Below are 19,299 nucleotides of genomic sequence, written 5' to 3' on the forward strand. Positions count from 1 at the left end.
ACGAAAGCGGCCGTTACGCCGGCGCGGAGGCAGTTGCAGGGGCCAGCCGGCCCAGCGGCAGCACCACGCTAAACCACTCGGCCGACTCCTCTACCCGCACCGGCACATCGTGTAGCAAAGCCAGCCGGGCGCGCAGGCCGGCCAGGCCGCTGCCTTCGCCGGTTGCGGGCACGGGCCGGGGTTGGCGGGCATTACGCACCTCCAGGCTGGTGGCCGTGATGATGAGCTGCACCCGCAACGGCCGGGCACGGCTGCCCAGGTTGTGCTTGAGGGCATTAGTCAGCAGCTCCTGCCCTACCCCGGGCGGAATCAGCAGCTGCGGCAGCTCGGCGGCCGGTACTAGTATGTCTTCCTCGAATATATACGCCGACCCGAACCGGCGCCGCAGCAGAAACTGGTAGTCGCGCAGGAAATCCAGCTCCTCGGTCAGCGGCACGGCATCGAGGCTGCGGGTGCGCACCAGGTAGCGGTAAAGGCTGGCCAGGTGCGTTACGTAGTCGTGGGCGGCCGCATTTTCGGGCTCGATGAGGGCGGCCAGGATGTTGAGGTTGTTGAACAGAAAGTGCGGGTCGACGTGCTGCTGCAGCGCCCGCAGCCGGGCCTCGGTGGCTTCTTTCTCCAGCTGCTCCAGCTCCAGCCGCAGCCGGGCCGCGTGCTGCTGATACAGAAACGGCAGGTAGATGCCGCCCACCATCAGGTAATAGAACAGGTCGAGAAACAGGCCCCGCACCAGCCGGTACCAGCCCCAGTCGAAGGCCCGGCCCGCCGGCAGCCAGCTGAAGCCGAAGGCAATGGTCAGACCCAGCGTCTGCATCAGCAGCGCGTAGAGCAGCCCGCCGCCCAGCAGCAGCCGCAGGTAGTAGCCGGCGCCCTCGGCGGCCACCTGCCGGCGCCGGGCCCGCCGGTCGAGCGTATCGAGCAGGTACACAATGAGCAGCGCCTGCAGAAACAGCCAGAACGGGGCATCGGGGAAGAGCTGAAAATCTTCGGCCCGGCCGGCCAGCGTCAGGCGCGTGAACACCGCCAGCAGCGTGGCCAGCCCCAGCAGAAACCCGTAAAACCAGATGGACTTGCGCATAACCGGCCGAAAAGATACGCCCCGTGCCGTTATTTGGCTGCTACCGGCTGCTTCACCTCCTGGCCCTGCTCGTCGAGGAAGCGCAGCACCGGCTGGTTGTTTTTATCGACCCCGATGCTAAGGCGGGTGCGGCCCTGGCTGTCCTTGAAATCGAGCAGCGACTGGTCGGTGTTGGCCACCAGCATCAGGCGGGTTTCGCCGCGCTGGTCGGCCATTATCATGGCGGAGGAACGGCCCATTGTGGTGCCCACGAACATGCGGGGTAGCAGGCCATATTTGCCCTCCCGGAAGGCCTTCTTCTGCTCTTGGGGCGTGGCATCTTTGTATTTGTTTTCCATGGCTGCCAACGACTCCTCAGGGGCGTCATTGAACGTGAGGCCGGCTTGGTAGCCGCTGCCTTCCTGCTGGTATTTGAGCGCAATCACCTGATCCTGCCCAAACCGGTCGAGCGACAACTGCCCGCCCGCCGACACCTTGCCGTCCTTGTCCTTTTTGCCGCCAAAAATGAGGCCGCCGCACTCCTCGCCTTTCTCATTATAGAAGAGCATACCGGGGTTGTTGCGGGCATAGTCGATGTGCTGCCCATCGATGGTGACGCCCTGCGGAAACCGCTCCTTGTTGCTCATCACCATCTTCACGGTGCCATCGCGCTCCACTAAGTTGATGCGCTCCACATTGATTTCACCGAAGCGCACGGGCTTGTCGGGCTTGCCGAAAGCGCACAGCAGGGCCACTGCCGGCACCAGGGTAGCGCCCAGGGCGTAGGTCTTGAGGAATTTCACGTCGCGGGCCAGTTTCTGGGTATCCATAGTAGTAGGGTTTGGGGTGGATGATGTTTCAAAGGTGCGGGCTGCCGGGGCCGAAAGCAGGTGTTTTCGCGCGAGTGCCGGAAAAATCGCGCGAGTGCCGGAAATCCGGCCGCGAGTGTGCGGAGCCCTGCCTTCAATTCGTTACCTTTCCCCTCACCGCCCATCTACCCACGCTCATGGACCAGCGAATCATTGCCCTCTTCGACGAGTACACCCACGCCCCGCTCAGCCGCCGCGACTTCCTCGACCGCCTCCAGCAGCTGACCGGCAGCGCCGTCCTGGCAGCCGCAGCCCTGGCCGCGCTGGAGCCCGGCTACGCCCAGGCCGCCACCACAGCCGCCCCTGCCTCCGGCGGAAAAAAGCTGCAGGAGGAAACCGTAACCTGGCCGGGCGCCGCGGGCGTTACCATGCAGGGCTACCTCGTGCAGCCGGCCGGCCACCAGCAGCACGGGGCCGTGGTTGTCATCCACGAGAACCGGGGCCTGACACCGCATATCAAGGACATTACGCGCCGCGTGGCCCAGGCCGGCTACCTGGCCCTGGGCGTCGATGGCCTCTCGGAATTCGGCGGCACACCGACCGACGAGGACGAAGGCCGCACCCTCATCGGCCAGCTCGATAAGGACCGCACCCTCACCAACTACCTCGCCGCCCTCTCCTATCTGCGCCAGCGCCCCGACTGCAACGGCCGCACCGGCTGCGTGGGTTTCTGCTGGGGCGGCGCGCTGGCCAACCGCCTCGCCGCCCACGACCCGCAGCTAAACGCCGCCGTGGCCTACTACGGCACCCAGCCCCCCGCCCCGGAAGCGGCCGCCATTAAAGCGCCTTTGCTGCTGCACTACGCCGAGCTAGACGACCGGGTGAATGCCGGCAAAGACGCCTGGGAAGCTGCGCTGAAATCGGCCGGCGCCAGGTACCAGCAGTTCGTGTACGCAGGCGTACAGCACGCCTTCAACAACGACACCTCGCCCGCCCGCTACAACGCCGAAGCCGCCGCTCTGGCCTGGGGCCGCACGCTGGACCTGTTCCGGCAGCAGCTACGGGGGTAGGCAGCGGCCTGTATGGCTTAATAGGAAAGCGAACTGGGCTACTGAAGCTGATATACTTTAGGCAGTTATCCTATCAAGTTGACAGTTGTATCCGCTGTACATTGGAATGGCATGAAGTACAGGCCATTCGTTTAGTCGCCTCCTGATATATAGCTGCACCCAAAGGTTATCTGGGTGTTTTTATCAAGGCGTTGGGAGTACAAACTTCCGAACGCCTGACACTTCTTTCGGCGCCGTAGAAATGATGTTCATTGGCCAGCAGAGTACGTTCATCTAAATGCCAGCATTTATTATCAAATAGTTTGCTAATTCAACAAACCCCTTCATATCTTAGCATAGTTTCATAAATACACCTTGTAAATTTCTTTCAACAACGCCCCTTTTCTCTTTCTTTATTAATTTCTCATTCTTCATGAAGAAAATTCTACTCTCTGTCTTACCGCTGGTAGCCTTTTCGGCTACCAGCGGTAAGACAGAGAGTAGAACAGTTTCGGGGCGGGTCACTGACCGTGACACGGGCCAGGGCCTTCCAGGGGTTACAGTTCTCCAGAAAGGCACGACCAATGGCGTATCAACCAATTCGGATGGCACCTTTACGCTGACGGTGCCAGCCAGCGGCGGTACACTCGTTTTCAGCTCGGTTGGCTTTTTGCCGGTTGAGCAGGCAATCGGCGACCAGAACCAGTTTACTATTGGCTTATCGGCCGACAGCCGTCAGTTGAGCGAGGTAGTAGTTACTGGCTACGGCCAGCAGCAGGAGCGCCGTGAGATTAGCGGCGCCATTGCAACCATTAAGTCTTCTGAGTTTAAAGATTAGCCGGTACTCGGTGTCGACCAGGCATTACAGGGTCGGGCAGCGGGCGTGCAGGTATTCCAAAACTCGGGCACGCCGGGCTCCGGTATTTCTGTCCGGATTCGTGGCGCTGCTTCTATTGGTGCCAGCAACGAGCCGTTGTACGTAGTGGATGGCTTGCCTATTAACACGGGTAATACCACGCAGCTCGGCGCGGGCAACCAGCTAACCAACGGCCTCAACGACCTCAATCCCAATGACATTGAGAGCATCGAAGTACTGAAAGATGCTGCCGCCTCGGCTATTTATGGTTCGCGCGCTTCCAACGGGGTCGTTATCATTACAACCAAGCGTGGCAAAGCAGGCAAAGCGCAGGTTGATCTGGAATACTACACCGGTACCCAGTCGGTCTGGAAAAAGCCGGATATCCTGAATGGCGAACAGCAGACATTGCTCTTTATTGATCAGGCGGTGAACCGCTATCCGGCAAATGCCAACGGGAATTACCCTTATTCCAAAACGCTCACTTTCCGGACTAAAGAAGATCTGGCAGCCTACGTATATGGTCCAGGCAATGCGTCGGTTTCCGATGGGCTGGCTTCCTATGTAGATGCCGGACCGATCCAGCCGCTGAGCCAGTTTCAGAACCCGAGCACTGCCACTTCTACCAACTGGATAGATGAAGTAACGCGCTCAGCTCCAATCAGCAATTATGGGCTGACCTTTTCGGGTGGTTCGGCGCAAAGCACGTACCGCATTAACGCCAACTACTTCGATCAGGAAGGCGTTATTGTCGGCACTGGCTTCAAACGCGCCAGCGTGCGTACGGCCCTTACCAGCAACCTGTCGGATAAAATCCGCATGGGCCTGACGCTTGGCCTGACCAGCAGCATTAACAACCGCGTCAACAACGACAACAGCATTTACGGGGTGCTTACGACGGCTCGTTTGTATGCCGCTGATTTGCCCATTTACAATGCCAACGGCACTTACTACAAAGTAGGTTCATTGGAAAACCCGGTGGCTGCAGCCAAAGAGCCCTATATCAAGAGCGTCAACAACCGGGTTATCGGCACGCAGTACACTGAGTTTGAGCTCATCAAAAACCTGAAGTACCGGGCCATGTTCGGCCTCGATTACACCTACGGCCGCGATGACCGTTTCTACTCGACGCTAACCAACGCCGGCGCCAACACCCGCGGCGAGGCCACGGTGGCAACCCTGCAAGACATCAACTACAACCACACCAGCTCGCTGAACTACAGCAAAATTTTCGCTACCGACCATTCGCTGAGTGCCCTGCTTGTTGCCGAATACCAACGCGACAACTACCAGGACACCTATGCGCAGGCAACAGGTTTCCCAAGTAATTCAATCCGTCAGCTGTCGGCCGGTGCAACCAAAACCTCGGCCACCAGCTCCGCCACGGGCAACGCGCTTTTCAGTCTACTGGGTAAAGTCGACTATTCGTTCAAGAGCCGTTACCTGTTCACGCTCTCCGTTCGCCGCGACCGTTCGTCGCGCTTCGGGGCCGACAACCAGGTGGGCTACTTCCCGGCAGTATCGGGGGCGTGGCGTGTTATCGAGGAAAGCTTCCTCAAAGACCAAACCGTGCTGAGCGAACTTAAGCTGCGGGGTAGCTACGGCGAAACCGGCAACCAGCCCACCGGCAACTTCGGCTCACGGGGTCTGATCGGTGTTGGCTACAACTACCTCGACCAAGGGGGCTTGGCCCTAAACCAGTTGGCTAACCCCGAATTGCGCTGGGAGCGGACCAAGCAGCTCAACTTCGGAGTCGACGTGGGTTTCATGAGCAACCGTTTCTACGTGTCGGCCGACGCTTACCAGCGCAAGACTGACGATCTGCTGCTAGCGCAGCAGCTGCCCTCCGATACCGGCTTCCGCAGCTACAGTGCCAACATTGGCAACATCGAGAACAAAGGTGTGGAGTTCGCCCTCACCACGCTGAACATCCAGAATGAAGGAGATGGCTTCAACTGGGATACCAACTTCAACATCAGCTTCAACCGCAACAAAGTAACCAAGCTGTCGGATGATAACCCGACCGGACAGGCTGCCGGCTTTGCCAGCCGCCTGATTGTAGGCCAGCCACTGGGTGCTTTCTACGGTTACCGGGTTGACCACATCATCCAGACGCAGGCCGAATTGGAGGCGCTGAACAGTGGTTCCAAAACCGGCGTGTACCAGTCGACCCTTACCCGGCCCGGCGATATTAAATTTGTCGACCTGAATGGCGACGGCCGCGTAACGGCTGACGACCAGGAAATTATCGGTAATGCGCAGGCCAAGTTCTACGGCGGTTTCAATAACACCTTCCGCTACAAGGGCTTCGATCTAACGGCGTTCCTGCAGTTCAACGTGGGCAACGACATTTACAACAACGCCCGCTCCAGCACCGAAGGCATGAGTACTACTTATGGCCAGGATGCGGCAGTATTGAACCGTTGGACGCCTACCAACACCAATACTGATATCCCGCGGGCAATAGCCGGCGACCCAAACAGCAACACGCGTACTTCTACCCGCTTCCTGGAAGACGGCTCGTTTGCCCGCTTTAAGAATGTAGTGCTTGGGTATACCCTTCCAAAACCCGTGGCCAGCCGATTACACCTGCGCACGGTGCGCATCTATGCCCAGTCGCAGAACCTGGTAACATTCACGAAATATTCGGGCCTGGATCCGGAGGTAAGCACGTTCAGTGGCAGCAACACATCTCCTGGCACCGACTTCTTCACCTATCCGCAGGCCCGGACCATCACGGGAGGTATCATTCTTGGCCTGTAATCCGGGCACTCATTTCCTGACTTCTTCAACCCATGTATATACCATCGCTTCGAAAATTCGCCACCCGCTCGGCTCTGCTGCTGAGCCTGGGGTTGGGCACCGTTGCCTGCGATAAAGCACTCGACGTAGAGCCGCAAAACAGTATCAGCTCTGATACCGGCTACTCAACCAAGGAAGATGCCGCCGCCGCCCTCAATGGCGTGTACGACGGCCTGCAGCTGACTGACTATTACGGAGTAGCTTTCCCAACTATTTCTGACCTCATTTCGGGTGATGAACTCCATGTAGGCACTTACACTACGACGCTGGGGCAGATTGCGCAGAATCAGACCTCTGCTGATAATATCCAAGTCCAGAACACCTGGGATGCCATTTACAATACCATCAACCGGGCCAACTACCTGCTGCAGGAAAGCGAGAAGATCAATGACCCCGCCTTCCCGAAGCTGGCTACCCAGGCGCAGGTACGGGCTATTCGCGCCTTGTGCTACATGAACCTGCTGGGCCTGTGGGGCGGCACGTCGCAGGGTTACGGTTACCCCGACGGGCTTGGTGTACCACTGCGCCTCACCCCTACCGTGTCTATCGGCCCCGATACGCAGCCCATTCCCCGCTCCTCCGAAGCTGATGTAGCGGCGGCCATCCGGACCGATCTGGACTTCGCCATCGAAAACCTTAGCGCTGGCACCGGTTCGCGGGTAACTAAAAATGCAGCCCTGGCTTTGCGGGCACGTTTTGAGTTGCGCATGCGCAATTACCCCGAAGCCCTCAAGTTTGCGGGCCAAGTACCTGCGCTGGCTGGATTCGCGGCCTCAGCACCCAGCGGCACAGCTACCGATGCGTTGTGGCAGTTGAGCTTTAGTGCTACCGACAAAAATCTGTATGCCTTCTGGTGGTTTACGACTGGGGGAAGAAACGAGCTGGACCCAGGAGCTAACCTCGCTGCCGCTCACCCATCCGGCGACAAACGGCTGCCTATCAATATAGCACCCGAAGTAGCAGCCAACGGAACGGTATCGCCTAGCAAAGTCACCCTCAAATACACGCGCACTGCTACAGGTGATGACCCATTCAATGTGGTTCGCTACGCGGAAGTTGTGCTCACTATTGCTGAGTCAGCGGCCCGCACGGGCGACCTCGCTACGGCAACCACGCAGCTTGATATCATCCGGACCCGCGCAGGCTTAGCACCCACCACCGCCACCACCGCCGAAGCACTTATCGAGGATATCTTGCTGCAACGACGCCTGGAGCTAGCTTATGAGGGCAGCTACTGGTACGACCTGCGCCGCACTAATTCTGTGCAGACGGCGCTTCCTACCTATAAGGAAACGTTCCGCAACCTGTTCCCTATTCCTATCCGGGAAGTTCGGCTGTCTAACTTGGTTCAGAATCCGAATTTCTAGTAGGGTATATAGAAAAGCAAAAAGGCTTTCCATCAGTTGATGGGAAGCCTTTTTGCTTTAACACAGGCTTTTACGTTCCCTTTCAAACGCACTACCTGTTGTGTCCCAATAGTCTTCCAAGGCCATATTTTCTAGATGATGAAGCAACTCCATTGTTCTGAGGAAAGAATAGTTTCACATCTAATCAGCTATAATTCGCTAAACAATGGATTTATGTCTATTTTGCTCACTCATAGACTATGCAAATGCCTGGTCTTTTCTTTAGTCACCCACTAATTCAATCACTCTCTCACTTTCCATTTATGAAAAAAAGCTTACTCATGGCACTACCTCTGGTAGCCTTTTCGGCTATCCAGGTAGCTGCTCAGACCAGAGCGGTTTCGGGTCGGGTTACCGACCGGAACACCGGTGAAGGTCTGCCGGGAGTTACAGTTCTTCTGAAGGGTACGAACAATGGTATTTCTACCAACTCCGATGGTTCGTTTACGCTAACCGTGCCGGCTACTGGCGGCACGCTGGTGTTCAGCTCCATCGGTTTCATTTCGGTAGAGCGGCCAATTGGCGATGACAACCAGGTTACAGTTGCGCTGTCGGCCGATTCGAAGCAGTTGAGTGAAGTAGTTGTAACCGCTTTCGGCATTGAGAAAGAAGCCAGAGAGCTTACCTACAGCGTACAGCAGCTGGAAGGCCAGAACCTTGTGAAAGCGGGCCAGCCCAACGTTACGAACGCCCTGCAGGGCCGCGTAGCGGGTGTAACGGTGCGCTCGTCGAGCGGTATGCCCGGCTCGTCTTCGCAGATTACTATCCGTGGCAGCCGCTTCCTGACCGGCAACAACCAGCCATTGTATGTGGTGGATGGTTTGCCAATTGAGAGCAACTCTGATTTCGGCGGCGAGGTATCCGGCACCGATGGTTCGAGCCGGGCCCTCGATATCAACCCTGAGGACATCGAGAGCATTTCGGTACTGAAGGGTGGTGCTTCGGCTGCATTGTATGGCAACCGTGCCGCCAACGGCGTAGTGGTTATTACCACCAAGCGGGGCCGGGGCATCGATAAACCTGCGCAGCTTTCTTACAGCACCGATTACTCGTTCGACTTTCCATCGGTACTACCCGACCTGCAGAGCACGTACGCGCAGGGCTCAGGCGGCGACTTCAACAGCAACACCTCCCTATCGTGGGGCCCGCGCCTGACGGAGCTGGACCCAACGGTGCTCGATAAAGGCGGTAAGCCTTTGGTACCGGGTAAGGCCTACGATAACATCGATCCGTTCTTCCGCACGGGCCACACCATGAACCACGCTGTGAACCTGCAGGGTAGCGGCGGTTACGGCAACTACGCTGTTGGTCTGGGCTACACCAACCAGCTGGGTATTATCCCGTCGACGGGCATGGACCGTTACACGGCTAAAGTAGCCGGCGACTTCAAGCTGACCCCCAAGCTGAATATTGGAGCCTCGATCAACTATTCGAGCCTCGATATCGACAAGCTGCCCGGTGGCTCTAATACCTCGAACCCGCTCTTTACGTTGTACTACGCTCCGCGCAGCTACGATATGTGGGGCATCCCGTACGAGAGTGAAACCAACCCTTTCTCGCAGATCAACTACCGGGGCAACATCGACAACCCACGCTGGTCGCTGGCGCACAACTACTTCAACGAGCGCACCAACCGCATATTCGGTAACGCCAACGCCAGCTACAAGTTCACCGACTGGCTGTCGCTGAACTACCGGATTGGTATCGACCAATACACTACGGAGGGCAAAGAGGTATACGACCTGGGCTCCGGCTTCACGGGTGGCCGCACCGCTACTCCTTCGGGCGGTCAGGTTAACGACTACTCCGTAATTCAGAACCAGGTTAACTCCAACGTCAACCTGGCTATCGACAAGAACATCACGGAGGACATCAACCTGAGCGTACTGCTCGGCAACGAGTTCTACGATATCCGGAACCGTTTCCAGAACATGCTGGGCCAGGGTATTACGGTAGGCGGCCTGCGTAACATCGGCTCGACCATCACTCAGACGACCAGCGAAAGCATTAGCCGGCGCCGGACGGTAGGTTTCTACGGTAACCTGACGGCTTCGTGGAAAGAAATGATTTTCGTGAACGCCTCGGGGCGCCAGGATTACATCTCCAACCTGGAGCGCGATGAGCGTAAGAAGTTTTACCCCGCAGTAGGCCTGGGCTTCGTTGTAACGGAGGCCTTCAAACTGCCCGAAAACATTGTAAGCTTCGCCAAGCTGCGGGCTTCGTATTCGGAAACCGCGCAGGCACCCGATGCTCCTTATGCTACGCGTACGGTATACAACCGGGGTGGCGCTGGCAGCGGCTTCCTCAACGATGGTATCAACTTCCCCTTCAACGGCCAGATTGGCCTGAGCCAGAGCGACATTCTCCGGACCCGCGACCTGCGGCCAGTGAACCTGCAGAACCTGGAATTTGGTGCTGACCTGCGCTTCCTCAACAACCGCGTAACGGTTGACTACTCGTACTTCAAGACGACGGCGGAAGGGCAGATTTTCGAGGCGCCCGCCGCTCCATCGACCGGTTTCACCTCGCGCTTCATCAACGCCGGCGACATCGAAATCAACGGCAACGAAATTACGCTTGGCGTAACGCCGATTCAGAGTGCCGAAGGCTTCAACTGGAACATCACGGCCAACTACACGCAGTACCGCAACCGGGTAAACCAGCTGTCGGAAGGCGTAGACAACATTTTCCTGGGTGGCTTTGTCACGCCAAACGTACGGGCTCAGGTCAACAACCTGTATCCGGTGCTGTTCGGTTCGCGCTACAAGCGCAGCCCTTCGGGAGCTATTGTTGTTGACTCGGATGGCTATCCATTGGCTGACGACGAGAACGGCGTAATCGGGCAGGTGCAGCCGAAGTTCGAGTTGGGCGTAACCAACACGTTCAGCTTCAAGGGCCTGAGCATGCTGATTCAGGTAGACACCCGCCGCGGCGCTCAGCAGTACGGTGGCAACACCCGCCTGGCCAAGCTCTACGGCGTTGATAAGGCGACTGAAGACCGCGAGTCGGATTACGTATTTGATGGCGTAACCGAAGTGACGGACAACGCGGGTAATGTGACCGGCTACGAGAAGAACACCAAAGTCATCAAGCGCGACCAGGACTTCTGGAACTTCTACATGGACGGCATTGATGAAACCAATGTCTACAAAACTGACTTTGTTCGTTTGCGGGAGGTTTCGCTGGCCTACACGCTCCCACCGGCACTGGTAGCCAAAACGGGAGTATTCAGCGCCGCCAGCATTTCGCTGATTGGTCGTAATCTGTTTTTGATTACCGATTACCCGAACTTTGACCCCGAAACCAGCGTGGGTGGTGCTACCAACTTCCAGGGCCTGGAGTATGTGAGCCTGCCGCAGCTGCGTTCCTACGGTGCTTCGCTGCGCGTTACTTTCTAATTCCTTCTCCGACTTTCGACCCTTTTATATATGAAGCGTTCAAAATTCACCCCTTATCTGATGATGCTGGGCCTGGCCATTGGCGCCAGTGCCTGCTCCGACGATAAGCTGGACGAAATCAACACCAACCCCAACTCGCCGCTGGAGTCGCCGCTGAGCCTGCTGATGCCGCAGGTAACTGTGGATGCTGCCTTCGGCGTCTGGGGAACCGACCTGGCCTGGTACTCTGCGGTATTTGTAGAGCAGACTACGGGCGTACATGCGCAGTTCGAGCAGGCCGACAAGCGTGGCAACGCTTCGTTCAACGCAACGGCCACCAGCAACAACTGGAACGACATTTACGCCAGTGAGCTTCAGGATCTGGACATCATGATTGAGCGGGGCTCAACTGGTGCCGAGGCTGGTTCGTGGCGTTATGTGGGCATTGCCAAAGTGCTGAAGGCGTACGTTATGAGCGTAACTACGGACCTTTTCGGCCGGGTGCCTTACAGCGAAGCCAATAAGGGGACGGAGGTGCTCAAGCCTGCTTACGACAAGCAGGAGGACATCTATAAGGCCCTGAACGCCCTGCTCGATGACGCCATTCTCGACCTGGCCAAGCCTTCTCCCAACGTTCCGGGCGCCGGCGACTTCTTCTATAGCGGCGATGCTGCCAAATGGACGAAGGCGGCCTACACGCTGAAGATGCGCCTGGCTAACCACTTGAGCAAGCGCGATCCACAGGGCTCGGCTGATGCTGTGCTAGCCCTGTTGCCCAACGCATTTGCCTCACCAGCCGATAACCTTACTTTCTCTAAGTACACGGCTACTGCAATTGGCGAAAACCCCTGGTACCAGGAAGAGAATGACCGGAGCCACTTCGCGGTGAGCACCACCTTCTACAACATCCTGCGCAACACCACCACGGATACCGATGCCAACATCAACGACAACGACCCGCGCATTCCATTCCTGATCGACCCGGTAGGTCGGAAAAAGGGTGGGGACCGGGTGGCAGCGCCTAATGGCACCGCTGTAAACGACCAGGGCCGGACCAACTACTCGCGTCCTTCAGAAAACCTCATCTATGCAACGGCTCCTCAGCCCCTGATGACGTACGCAGAAGTGAAGTTTATTGAGGCAGAAGCCCGTCTGCGCAAAGGCGACAAAACCGGCGCTTATGCAGCCTACACTGCTGCAGTTGATGCCGACCTGATGTCCAAAGGTGCAGCCAGCTCGGTAAGCACCAGCACGACAGCCGAATCGAAAGGCTTCCGTGACCGCGTGTTTATGGGTGCCGATAATCTGACGCTGCAGGACGTGATGCAGCAGAAGTACATTGCCTTCTTCATCTATCAGGCTATCGAGTCGTACACCGACTATCGCCGCACGGGCTTTCCGAAGCTGAACAACCCGAAGAATACGGTTTTCTTCCCTCGTCGCTTCCCATATCCACAAAGCGAAATCGATACCAATGGCGCTAATGTTCCGGATGCTACCATCCAGGACGGCGTTTGGTGGGATGATGGCACCGAAGACTAAGTTTTGCCAGGTGCTGTAACCTGATTGCTTTTACAAAGAGAGCCCCGGTCAATTTGACCGGGGCTCTTTTGTATTGTGCGAATCGGGAGTAACTACAGCAGTTCATCCACCCGCAGTACCACTTCCGGCCCCAGATCCGGCCCATTTAGCCAACGCATAATTTGCTCTGCCACCTTCTCTGGTTTGCGCAGCTGGCCCTGCTGGTGCAGGCCAACGAACTTATCGGCTTCGCTGAAGTCGCGGGCATCGGCCGAGCGGATATGTTCCTGCATGGCGGTGTCGAGGACGCCGGGCGAGAGGCTGCGGATGCGGATGCCGCTGCCGCGCAGCTGCTGCTCGTGCTGGGCGGTGCGCGAGAGGGCATCGAGGGCAGCTTTGGAGGCCGAGTAGGCGCCCCAGCCATCGATGGGGCGCAGGGCCGCGCCGCTGCTGATGTTGAGGATAGTGCGCGGCAACTCGCGGCCCTGATAGGCACTCAGGAAGGTGTTCATCAGCATGGCCGGGGCCAGCAGGTTCACATCGAACACAAATTCGTAGTGCTCGTTGGGCTGCTCGCCCAGGTAGCCGATTTCGCCCAGTACGGCCGCGTTGTTGATAAGCGTGAGGCTGCTGGCGTCGGGGAAGGCGGCGAATACCTTATGCAGGTTGTGCTGCACGGCTGCCAGGTCCGAGAGGTCGAGGGGCTGGTGCCGGTACCGCTCGTGCTCAATGGTGGCATGGCGGCAGATGCCGATAACGGTGGTATCGGGTCGGGCCAGAGCGGCCTCGGTCAGCGCCCGGCCCAGGCCCCGGCTGGCCCCGGTGATGAGGTAGTAGTGCATTGGTGAGATAGTGAGATGGTGAAATGGTGAGTGCCGTTCAACGTGCCCAGCCTCCGCTCAGGCGATATGGTGAGGTGGTGAAATGGTGAGTGCCGTTCAACGTGCCCAGCTTCCGCAATACGTACGCGGGTGCTTGGGCTGACGTTGAACGGCACTCACCATTTCACTATCTCACCAGCTCACCTCACAGAATATACTGGCTCAGGTCGCGGTTGCGGACCATGTCGGTGAGGCGCTCCTCGACCAGGGCGCGGTCGATGAGGATGCGGGCATTGGCGCCGATTTTGTCGGGCACGTCGAACAGGATGTCGTTGAGCAGGCGGCTCATGACGGTGTGCAGGCGGCGGGCGCCAATGTTTTCCACTTCGCTGTTCACCTCGAACGCAATTTCGGCCAGGCGCTCCAGGGCTTCGTCCTCGAAGGTCAGCGCCACGTCTTCAGCCTGCAAAAGCGCCTCATACTGCTTGGTGAGGGCATTTTTGGGGTCCTTTAGAATCTGGTAGAAGTCGTCCTTGCTTAGGCTTTGCAGCTCGACGCGGATGGGGAAGCGCCCCTGCAGCTCGGGAATGAGGTCGGAGGGTTTGGCCACGTGGAAGGCGCCGGCGGCAATGAACAAGATGTGGTCGGTGTGAACGATGCCGTACTTGGTGCTCACGGCCGAGCCCTCCACGATGGGCAGCAGGTCGCGTTGCACGCCCTCGCGGCTCACGTCGGGGCCGCCGCCCTTGCTGCTCCTGCTGGCCACTTTGTCAATTTCGTCGATGAAGATGATGCCCGAGTTCTCGGCGTGGCGCACGGCCTCGTCCTTCACTTCGTCCATGTCGATGAGCTTGGCGGCTTCCTCGTCGAGGAGCAGCTTGCGGGCCTCGGCCACGGTTACTTTGCGCTTGCGGGTTTTCTTGGGCAGCATCGAGCCCAGCATATCCTGGATGCCGGCCATGCTGGCCTCGTCCATGCCGCCGGGCGCGCCGCCCAGCACGCTGATGCCGCCGCCGCCCTGCTGCACCTGAATCTCAATCTTGCGGTCGTCGAGCTCGCCGTTGCGGATTTTCTCGCGGAACCGCTCGCGGGTACGCTCGTTGAGCTCCTGGTCGGAGTCGGGCACCTCGCCGGCGTTGGTGGGGAAGCCCAGAGCCGGCTTGGTCGCCGCGCCGGGCGCGCCGGTCACGGGCGGAATCAGGATATCAAGGATGGCTTCTTCGACCAGTTCGGCCGCTTTCACCTTCACTTCCTCCTTGCGGCGGGTCTTCACCATGTTCACCGATTGCTCCACCAGGTCGCGCACCATGCTCTCCACGTCGCGGCCCACGTAACCGACTTCGGTGAACTTGGAGGCCTCCACCTTCACGAAGGGCGAGCCGGAAATACCGGCCAAACGGCGGGCAATTTCGGTTTTACCCACGCCGGTCGAGCCAATCATGAGGATGTTGTTGGGCACGATTTCGTCGCGCATTTCGGGCGCGGCCCGCAGGCGGCGCCAACGGTTGCGCAGGGCAATGGCCACGTGACGCTTGGCCTCGTGCTGGCCGATGATGTACTTATCGAGTTCGGCCACAATCTGGGCCGGGGTCAGAAAATCTGCGGATTCAAGCATAAGGAGAATGTGGGTAATGTGCGGAATGTGAAAAATGTGAGAAGGCGCGGGAGCCGAATAAGTTTGCGAACTGTAATGACCATAACCGTTGAACGGCCACATTTCACACATTCTTCACATTTAGCACATGCAAGTCAAGGTTGTTTCCTGAACAGCGAGCTGAGGTTACGGGCGACGGTGAAGTAGTTGGCGCCGCCCGAGGCATGAAGGCCAGCATGGGTGTAATCGAGCTGAAACTGGCTGATGCGCAGCATAAAACCAAACGAGAAGCCGGCCCCGCCCGCGGTATTATCGAGGCGCAGCTCGCGGCGCTGGAGGTGGTTGTAGCCGACGCGCACGTTCAAATTCTTGCTCAGCAGCAGCTCGCCGCCCACCACAAAATGCCGCGCTAGCTTGTCGCCTAAGCTCTTTTTGGGCTTCACTTCGGCGCCATTCTCGTCTAGCTGGCCGCGCTGGTTGGGGTCGAGGTATACGATGTCGAGCTGCTGGAGATGGTGGGCGGCCAGCGAGAAGCGCAACGGCAGGTGCTCGGGCTTGATGGACGCACCCAGCTCCACATCGAAGGGCATGGGTTCCCGGTCGGACCCGTCGTAGGCTTTGAGCTGCACGCCGGCGTTGCGCACCACCAGGCCCACCGTGAAGTCCTGGGTGGGGTGCTTGAACAAGCCGCCCACGTCGGCCAGGGCGGCGTAGGAGTGGTTGCCGGCAATGCCCGAGCCGGCCAGCTTGAGCGTGCCGCCCAGCGTGAACACGCCCGAGGTGTAGGAATCAGACAGGCTCAGCGCGTACTCGTTCACCGAAAACCGGCCCAGCGAGTTGCCAGCCGGGTCGAACTGCTCAAAGTCGCCGTAGTTCAGGTAGGTCAGTCCTACTCCTATCCGGCCCGCCTTGGCCGTATTGAATACGTACACCGCCGTGCTCTGCTTGATATCAGCGAGATAATCCACGAAGCCCAGCGCCAGCCGGCCATCCATGTCGGCGTTCAGCAGAGCGGGGTTGGCGTAGAGCATGGTGCCATCGGCGTCGCGCGAGGAGGTGTTGACGCCGCCTAGCCCGGCCAGCTTGGCGCTGGTAGGCAGGTTCAGGAACGAGAAGGCGCGCTGGCCACCAATCTGGGCCCGCGCCGCGCCCAGCGTCAGGCCCGAAACGACAAAAACAACGGCGGTGCGGCGGAGGAGCATCTTTTTAATTAGTAATTAGGAATGAATAATTAAGAATTGCTCAAACAGAACTAAGGCGATACAGCCAAGATAAGCTATCCAGAATCAGGCTCAAGTCAGCGTTTTAGCAGTGAACTGGCTAGCGTCTGGCAAGATAACGCAATGCGAATGAACGTCCGGCCGGCTGATTTTCGCACCTTTTCAATTCTTAATTATTCATTATCAATTACTAATTAATCACTGCACTTCCACGCTCGGCCCCAGCGGCGCGGGCGTCTCGTCGCGCACCACCAGCTTCATGGGGTGGGCTACCTGCTCGTCCAGCAGGGCCACGCGCAGCACGTCGTCCACGCGGTCGGCGTAGTGGATGGTGAGGCCCTGGAGGTAGTGGGCGGGGATTTCGTCGATGTCCTTGCGGTTTTTGGGGCAGAGGATAATGTCCTTGACGCCGGCGCGGCGGGCGGCCAGGATTTTCTCCTTGATGCCGCCCACCGGCAGCACCTTACCGCGCAGGGTTATTTCGCCCGTCATGGCCAGATGGCTGCGGATTTTGCGCTGGGTGAACACCGAGGCAATGCTGGTGAAGATGGCAATGCCGGCGCTGGGGCCGTCTTTGGGCACGGCGCCCTCGGGGAAGTGGATGTGCAGGTCGTACTGGTCGAAGAGGCGGTAGTCGATGCCCAGCTCGTCGGCGCGGCTCCGGAGGTAGCTCAGCGCCGTTACGGCCGATTCCTTCATCACGTCGCCGAGCTGGCCGGAGAGCGTCAGCTTGCCCCGGCCCCGGCTCAGCAGGCTTTCAATGAACAGAATGTCGCCGCCCACGCTGGTCCAGGCCAGGCCGGTTACCACGCCGGCGGTTTCGTTGTCCTGGTACTGGTCGCGGTCGAAGATGGGCGCGCCGAGGATGCGCTGCACGTCGGCCGGCTGCAGGGTGGCGGGGTAGCTTTCGTCCATGGCTTTGCTTTTGGCCACGTTGCGCACCAGCCCGCCGAGCTTGCGCTCCAGGCTGCGCACGCCGCTTTCGCGGGTGTAGTCGTCAATCACGCGCTGCAGGGCGGCGGTGCTCACGCTGGCATCTTTGGGGCCGAGGCCATGCTCTTCGAGCAGCTTGGGCCAGAGGTGCTTTTTGGCAATCTGGCTTTTCTCCTCCAGCGTGTAGCCGGTCAGATCAATGATTTCCATCCGGTCGCGCAGGGCGGGCTGGATGGTGTCGAGCGAGTTGGCGGTGGCAATGAACAGCACCCGGCTCAGGTCGTACTCCACCTCCAGGTAATTGTCGGTGAAGGTCGAGTTCTGTTCGGGGTCGAGCACTTCGAGCAGCGCCGAGCTGGGGTCGCCGCGGAAGTCGGAGGCCAGCTTGTCGATTTCGTCGAGCACGATAACCGGGTTGGCGGCGCCGGCCTTTTTAATCTGGGCGATGATGCGGCCGGGCATGGCCCCCACGTAGGTTTTGCGGTGGCCGCGGATTTCGGCCTCGTCGCGCACCCCGCCCAGACTCAGGCGGGCGTACTTGCGGCCCAGCGCCTTGGCAATCGAGCGGCCCAGACTGGTTTTGCCCACGCCGGGCGGGCCGTACAGGCACAAAATCGGCGCTTTCAGGTCGTTTTTCAGCTTAAGCACCGCGAGGTACTCAATGATGCGCGCCTTCACCTTTTCCATGCCGTAGTGGTCCTGGTCGAGGATGCGCTGGGTGCGTTTCAGGTTGAAGTTGTCCTTGGTATACTCGCCCCAGGGCAAATCGAGCAGGTACTCCACGTAGTTGACGCTGATGGGGTACTCGGCGGCCTGCGGGTTGAGGCGCGTGAGTTTGTCGAGCTCCTTCTCGAAGTGCCTGGCCATGGCTTCGGGCCACTTTTTGCCCTTGGCCCGCTGGCGCAGCTTGTCGGCGTCCTGCTCGGGCCCATCGAAGCCCAGCTCGTCCTGGAGCACTTTTATCTGCTGGCGCAGGAAGTAGTCGCGCTGCTGCTGGTCGATGTCAGTGTGGACCTTGGTGTGAATTTCGCGCTTGATTTCCAGCAGCTGGATTTCCTTGAGCATCAGCTCCAGCAGCTTGGTGCCACGCTCCACGCCGTCGTTGGTTTCGAGCAGCTGCTGCTTCACGCTCACCTCCACGTTGAGGTTGGACGACAGAAAGTGCGTCAGGAAAGCCGGCGACTCGATATTATCCAGCGCCACCTGGGCTTCCTGCGGGATTTCGGGGTTGAGCTTGAGCATGCGCGAGGCCGCCTCCTTGAGCGACGACACCAGCGCCTTGAGGCCCCGGGAGCCTTTGCCCGGAAAATCCTCGGGCGTGTAGCTGACGCGGGCCGTGAGATAGGGCGTTTCCTGCACCTGCTCCTCAATCCGGAAGCGCGACTGGCCCTGGATGATGATGGTGGTGTTGCCGTCGGGCAGCACCAGCATTTTGAGAATGCGGGCCAGCGTGCCCACCTGGTACATATCGGCCAGCGCGGGGTCGTCGGATTCGCCGTTTTTCTGCGCGATGACGCCCACCAGCTTGTTGCCCTTGTAGGCTTTACGCACCAGCCGGATGCTCTTTTTGCGCGTTACGGTAACCGGCAGCACCACGCCCGGAAACAGCACCGTGTTGCGCACCGGCAGCAGTGGCAGCACGTCGGGCTGCTCGCCGGGGGGCAGCGGCTGGTCGGGGTCGGCGGCCACAATGGACACCATCTCGGTGGAATCGTCGGTCATCAGCAGCAGCGAAGAAAGCGCAGGATTAGGCGGGGTATAGGAACTCATGCGGGGCAGATAGTCGGGCAAAAAAGGAGGTCCGGGTGCCACAATGACAGGCCAGGGCCCCGGACCAGTGCTCCTTTACGGCGG

11 protein-coding genes and 1 pseudogene are annotated in these 19,299 nt (G+C 59.0%); 6 read left to right on the forward strand and 6 right to left on the reverse strand.

All coding sequences use genetic code 11. From position 1 onward, the window contains the following. Positions 1-13: 13 nt before the first annotated feature. Positions 14-1,078 (reverse strand): sensor histidine kinase, encoded by a 1,065-nt coding sequence (locus tag H145_RS22700; protein WP_019947702.1) that lies wholly within the window; start codon positions 1,076-1,078, stop codon positions 14-16. A 29-nt stretch (positions 1,079-1,107) separates the two neighbouring features. Beyond that, entirely contained in the window at positions 1,108-1,887 is a 780-nt protein-coding gene (locus tag H145_RS20555) for a hypothetical protein (protein ID WP_019947703.1), read from the reverse strand. Between the two features lie 176 nt (positions 1,888-2,063). Between H145_RS20555 and H145_RS0108445 the strand changes: the two genes are divergently transcribed. The 6 genes and pseudogenes from H145_RS0108445 to H145_RS0108465 all read left to right on the forward strand — a co-directional run bounded on the left by H145_RS0108445 (position 2,064) and on the right by H145_RS0108465 (position 12,898). After that, positions 2,064-2,936: a dienelactone hydrolase family protein gene (locus H145_RS0108445; RefSeq protein WP_019947704.1), complete on the forward strand. Its 873-nt coding sequence runs from the start codon at positions 2,064-2,066 to the stop codon at positions 2,934-2,936. A 412-nt stretch (positions 2,937-3,348) separates the two neighbouring features. After that, positions 3,349-3,753: a carboxypeptidase-like regulatory domain-containing protein gene (locus H145_RS22705; RefSeq protein ID WP_019947705.1), complete on the forward strand. Its 405-nt coding sequence runs from the start codon at positions 3,349-3,351 to the stop codon at positions 3,751-3,753. A 21-nt stretch (positions 3,754-3,774) separates the two neighbouring features. After that, positions 3,775-6,534: pseudogene (locus H145_RS22235) on the forward strand (SusC/RagA family TonB-linked outer membrane protein); the annotation flags it as partial. 32 nt (positions 6,535-6,566) lie between these two features. Then, positions 6,567-7,940 (forward strand): RagB/SusD family nutrient uptake outer membrane protein, encoded by a 1,374-nt coding sequence (locus H145_RS0108455; protein WP_019947707.1) that lies wholly within the window; start codon positions 6,567-6,569, stop codon positions 7,938-7,940. Positions 7,941-8,260: 320 nt separating this feature from the next. After that, positions 8,261-11,377, forward strand: coding sequence for a SusC/RagA family TonB-linked outer membrane protein (locus H145_RS0108460; RefSeq protein WP_240471676.1), 3,117 nt, complete (start codon positions 8,261-8,263; stop codon positions 11,375-11,377). Positions 11,378-11,407: 30 nt separating this feature from the next. Then, positions 11,408-12,898, forward strand: a complete 1,491-nt coding sequence (locus tag H145_RS0108465) for a SusD/RagB family nutrient-binding outer membrane lipoprotein (protein WP_071595149.1) — start codon at positions 11,408-11,410, stop codon at positions 12,896-12,898. Positions 12,899-12,990: 92 nt separating this feature from the next. Here the strand turns inward: H145_RS0108465 and H145_RS0108470 are convergent, their stop codons facing one another. The 4 genes from H145_RS0108470 to lon form a co-directional block, all read right to left on the reverse strand. Next, positions 12,991-13,719 carry an SDR family NAD(P)-dependent oxidoreductase gene (locus tag H145_RS0108470; protein ID WP_019947710.1) on the reverse strand — a complete coding sequence of 243 codons (729 nt, stop codon included), beginning with the start codon at positions 13,717-13,719 and terminating at the stop codon, positions 12,991-12,993. Positions 13,720-13,903: 184 nt separating this feature from the next. Next, positions 13,904-15,313 (reverse strand): ATP-dependent protease ATPase subunit HslU, encoded by a 1,410-nt coding sequence (hslU, locus tag H145_RS0108475; protein ID WP_019947711.1) that lies wholly within the window; start codon positions 15,311-15,313, stop codon positions 13,904-13,906. A gap of 134 nt (positions 15,314-15,447) precedes the next feature. Next, on the reverse strand, positions 15,448-16,494 hold the full coding sequence (gene porQ, locus H145_RS0108480) for a type IX secretion system protein PorQ (RefSeq protein WP_019947712.1): 1,047 nt from the start codon (positions 16,492-16,494) through the stop codon (positions 15,448-15,450). Positions 16,495-16,710: 216 nt separating this feature from the next. Next, positions 16,711-19,215, reverse strand: a complete 2,505-nt coding sequence (gene lon / locus H145_RS0108485; protein ID WP_051102990.1) for an endopeptidase La — start codon at positions 19,213-19,215, stop codon at positions 16,711-16,713. Positions 19,216-19,299 lie beyond the last annotated feature (84 nt).

This window comes from Hymenobacter aerophilus DSM 13606 (genome assembly GCF_000382225.1).
GTDB classification, from domain to species: Bacteria; Bacteroidota; Bacteroidia; order Cytophagales; family Hymenobacteraceae; genus Hymenobacter; species Hymenobacter aerophilus.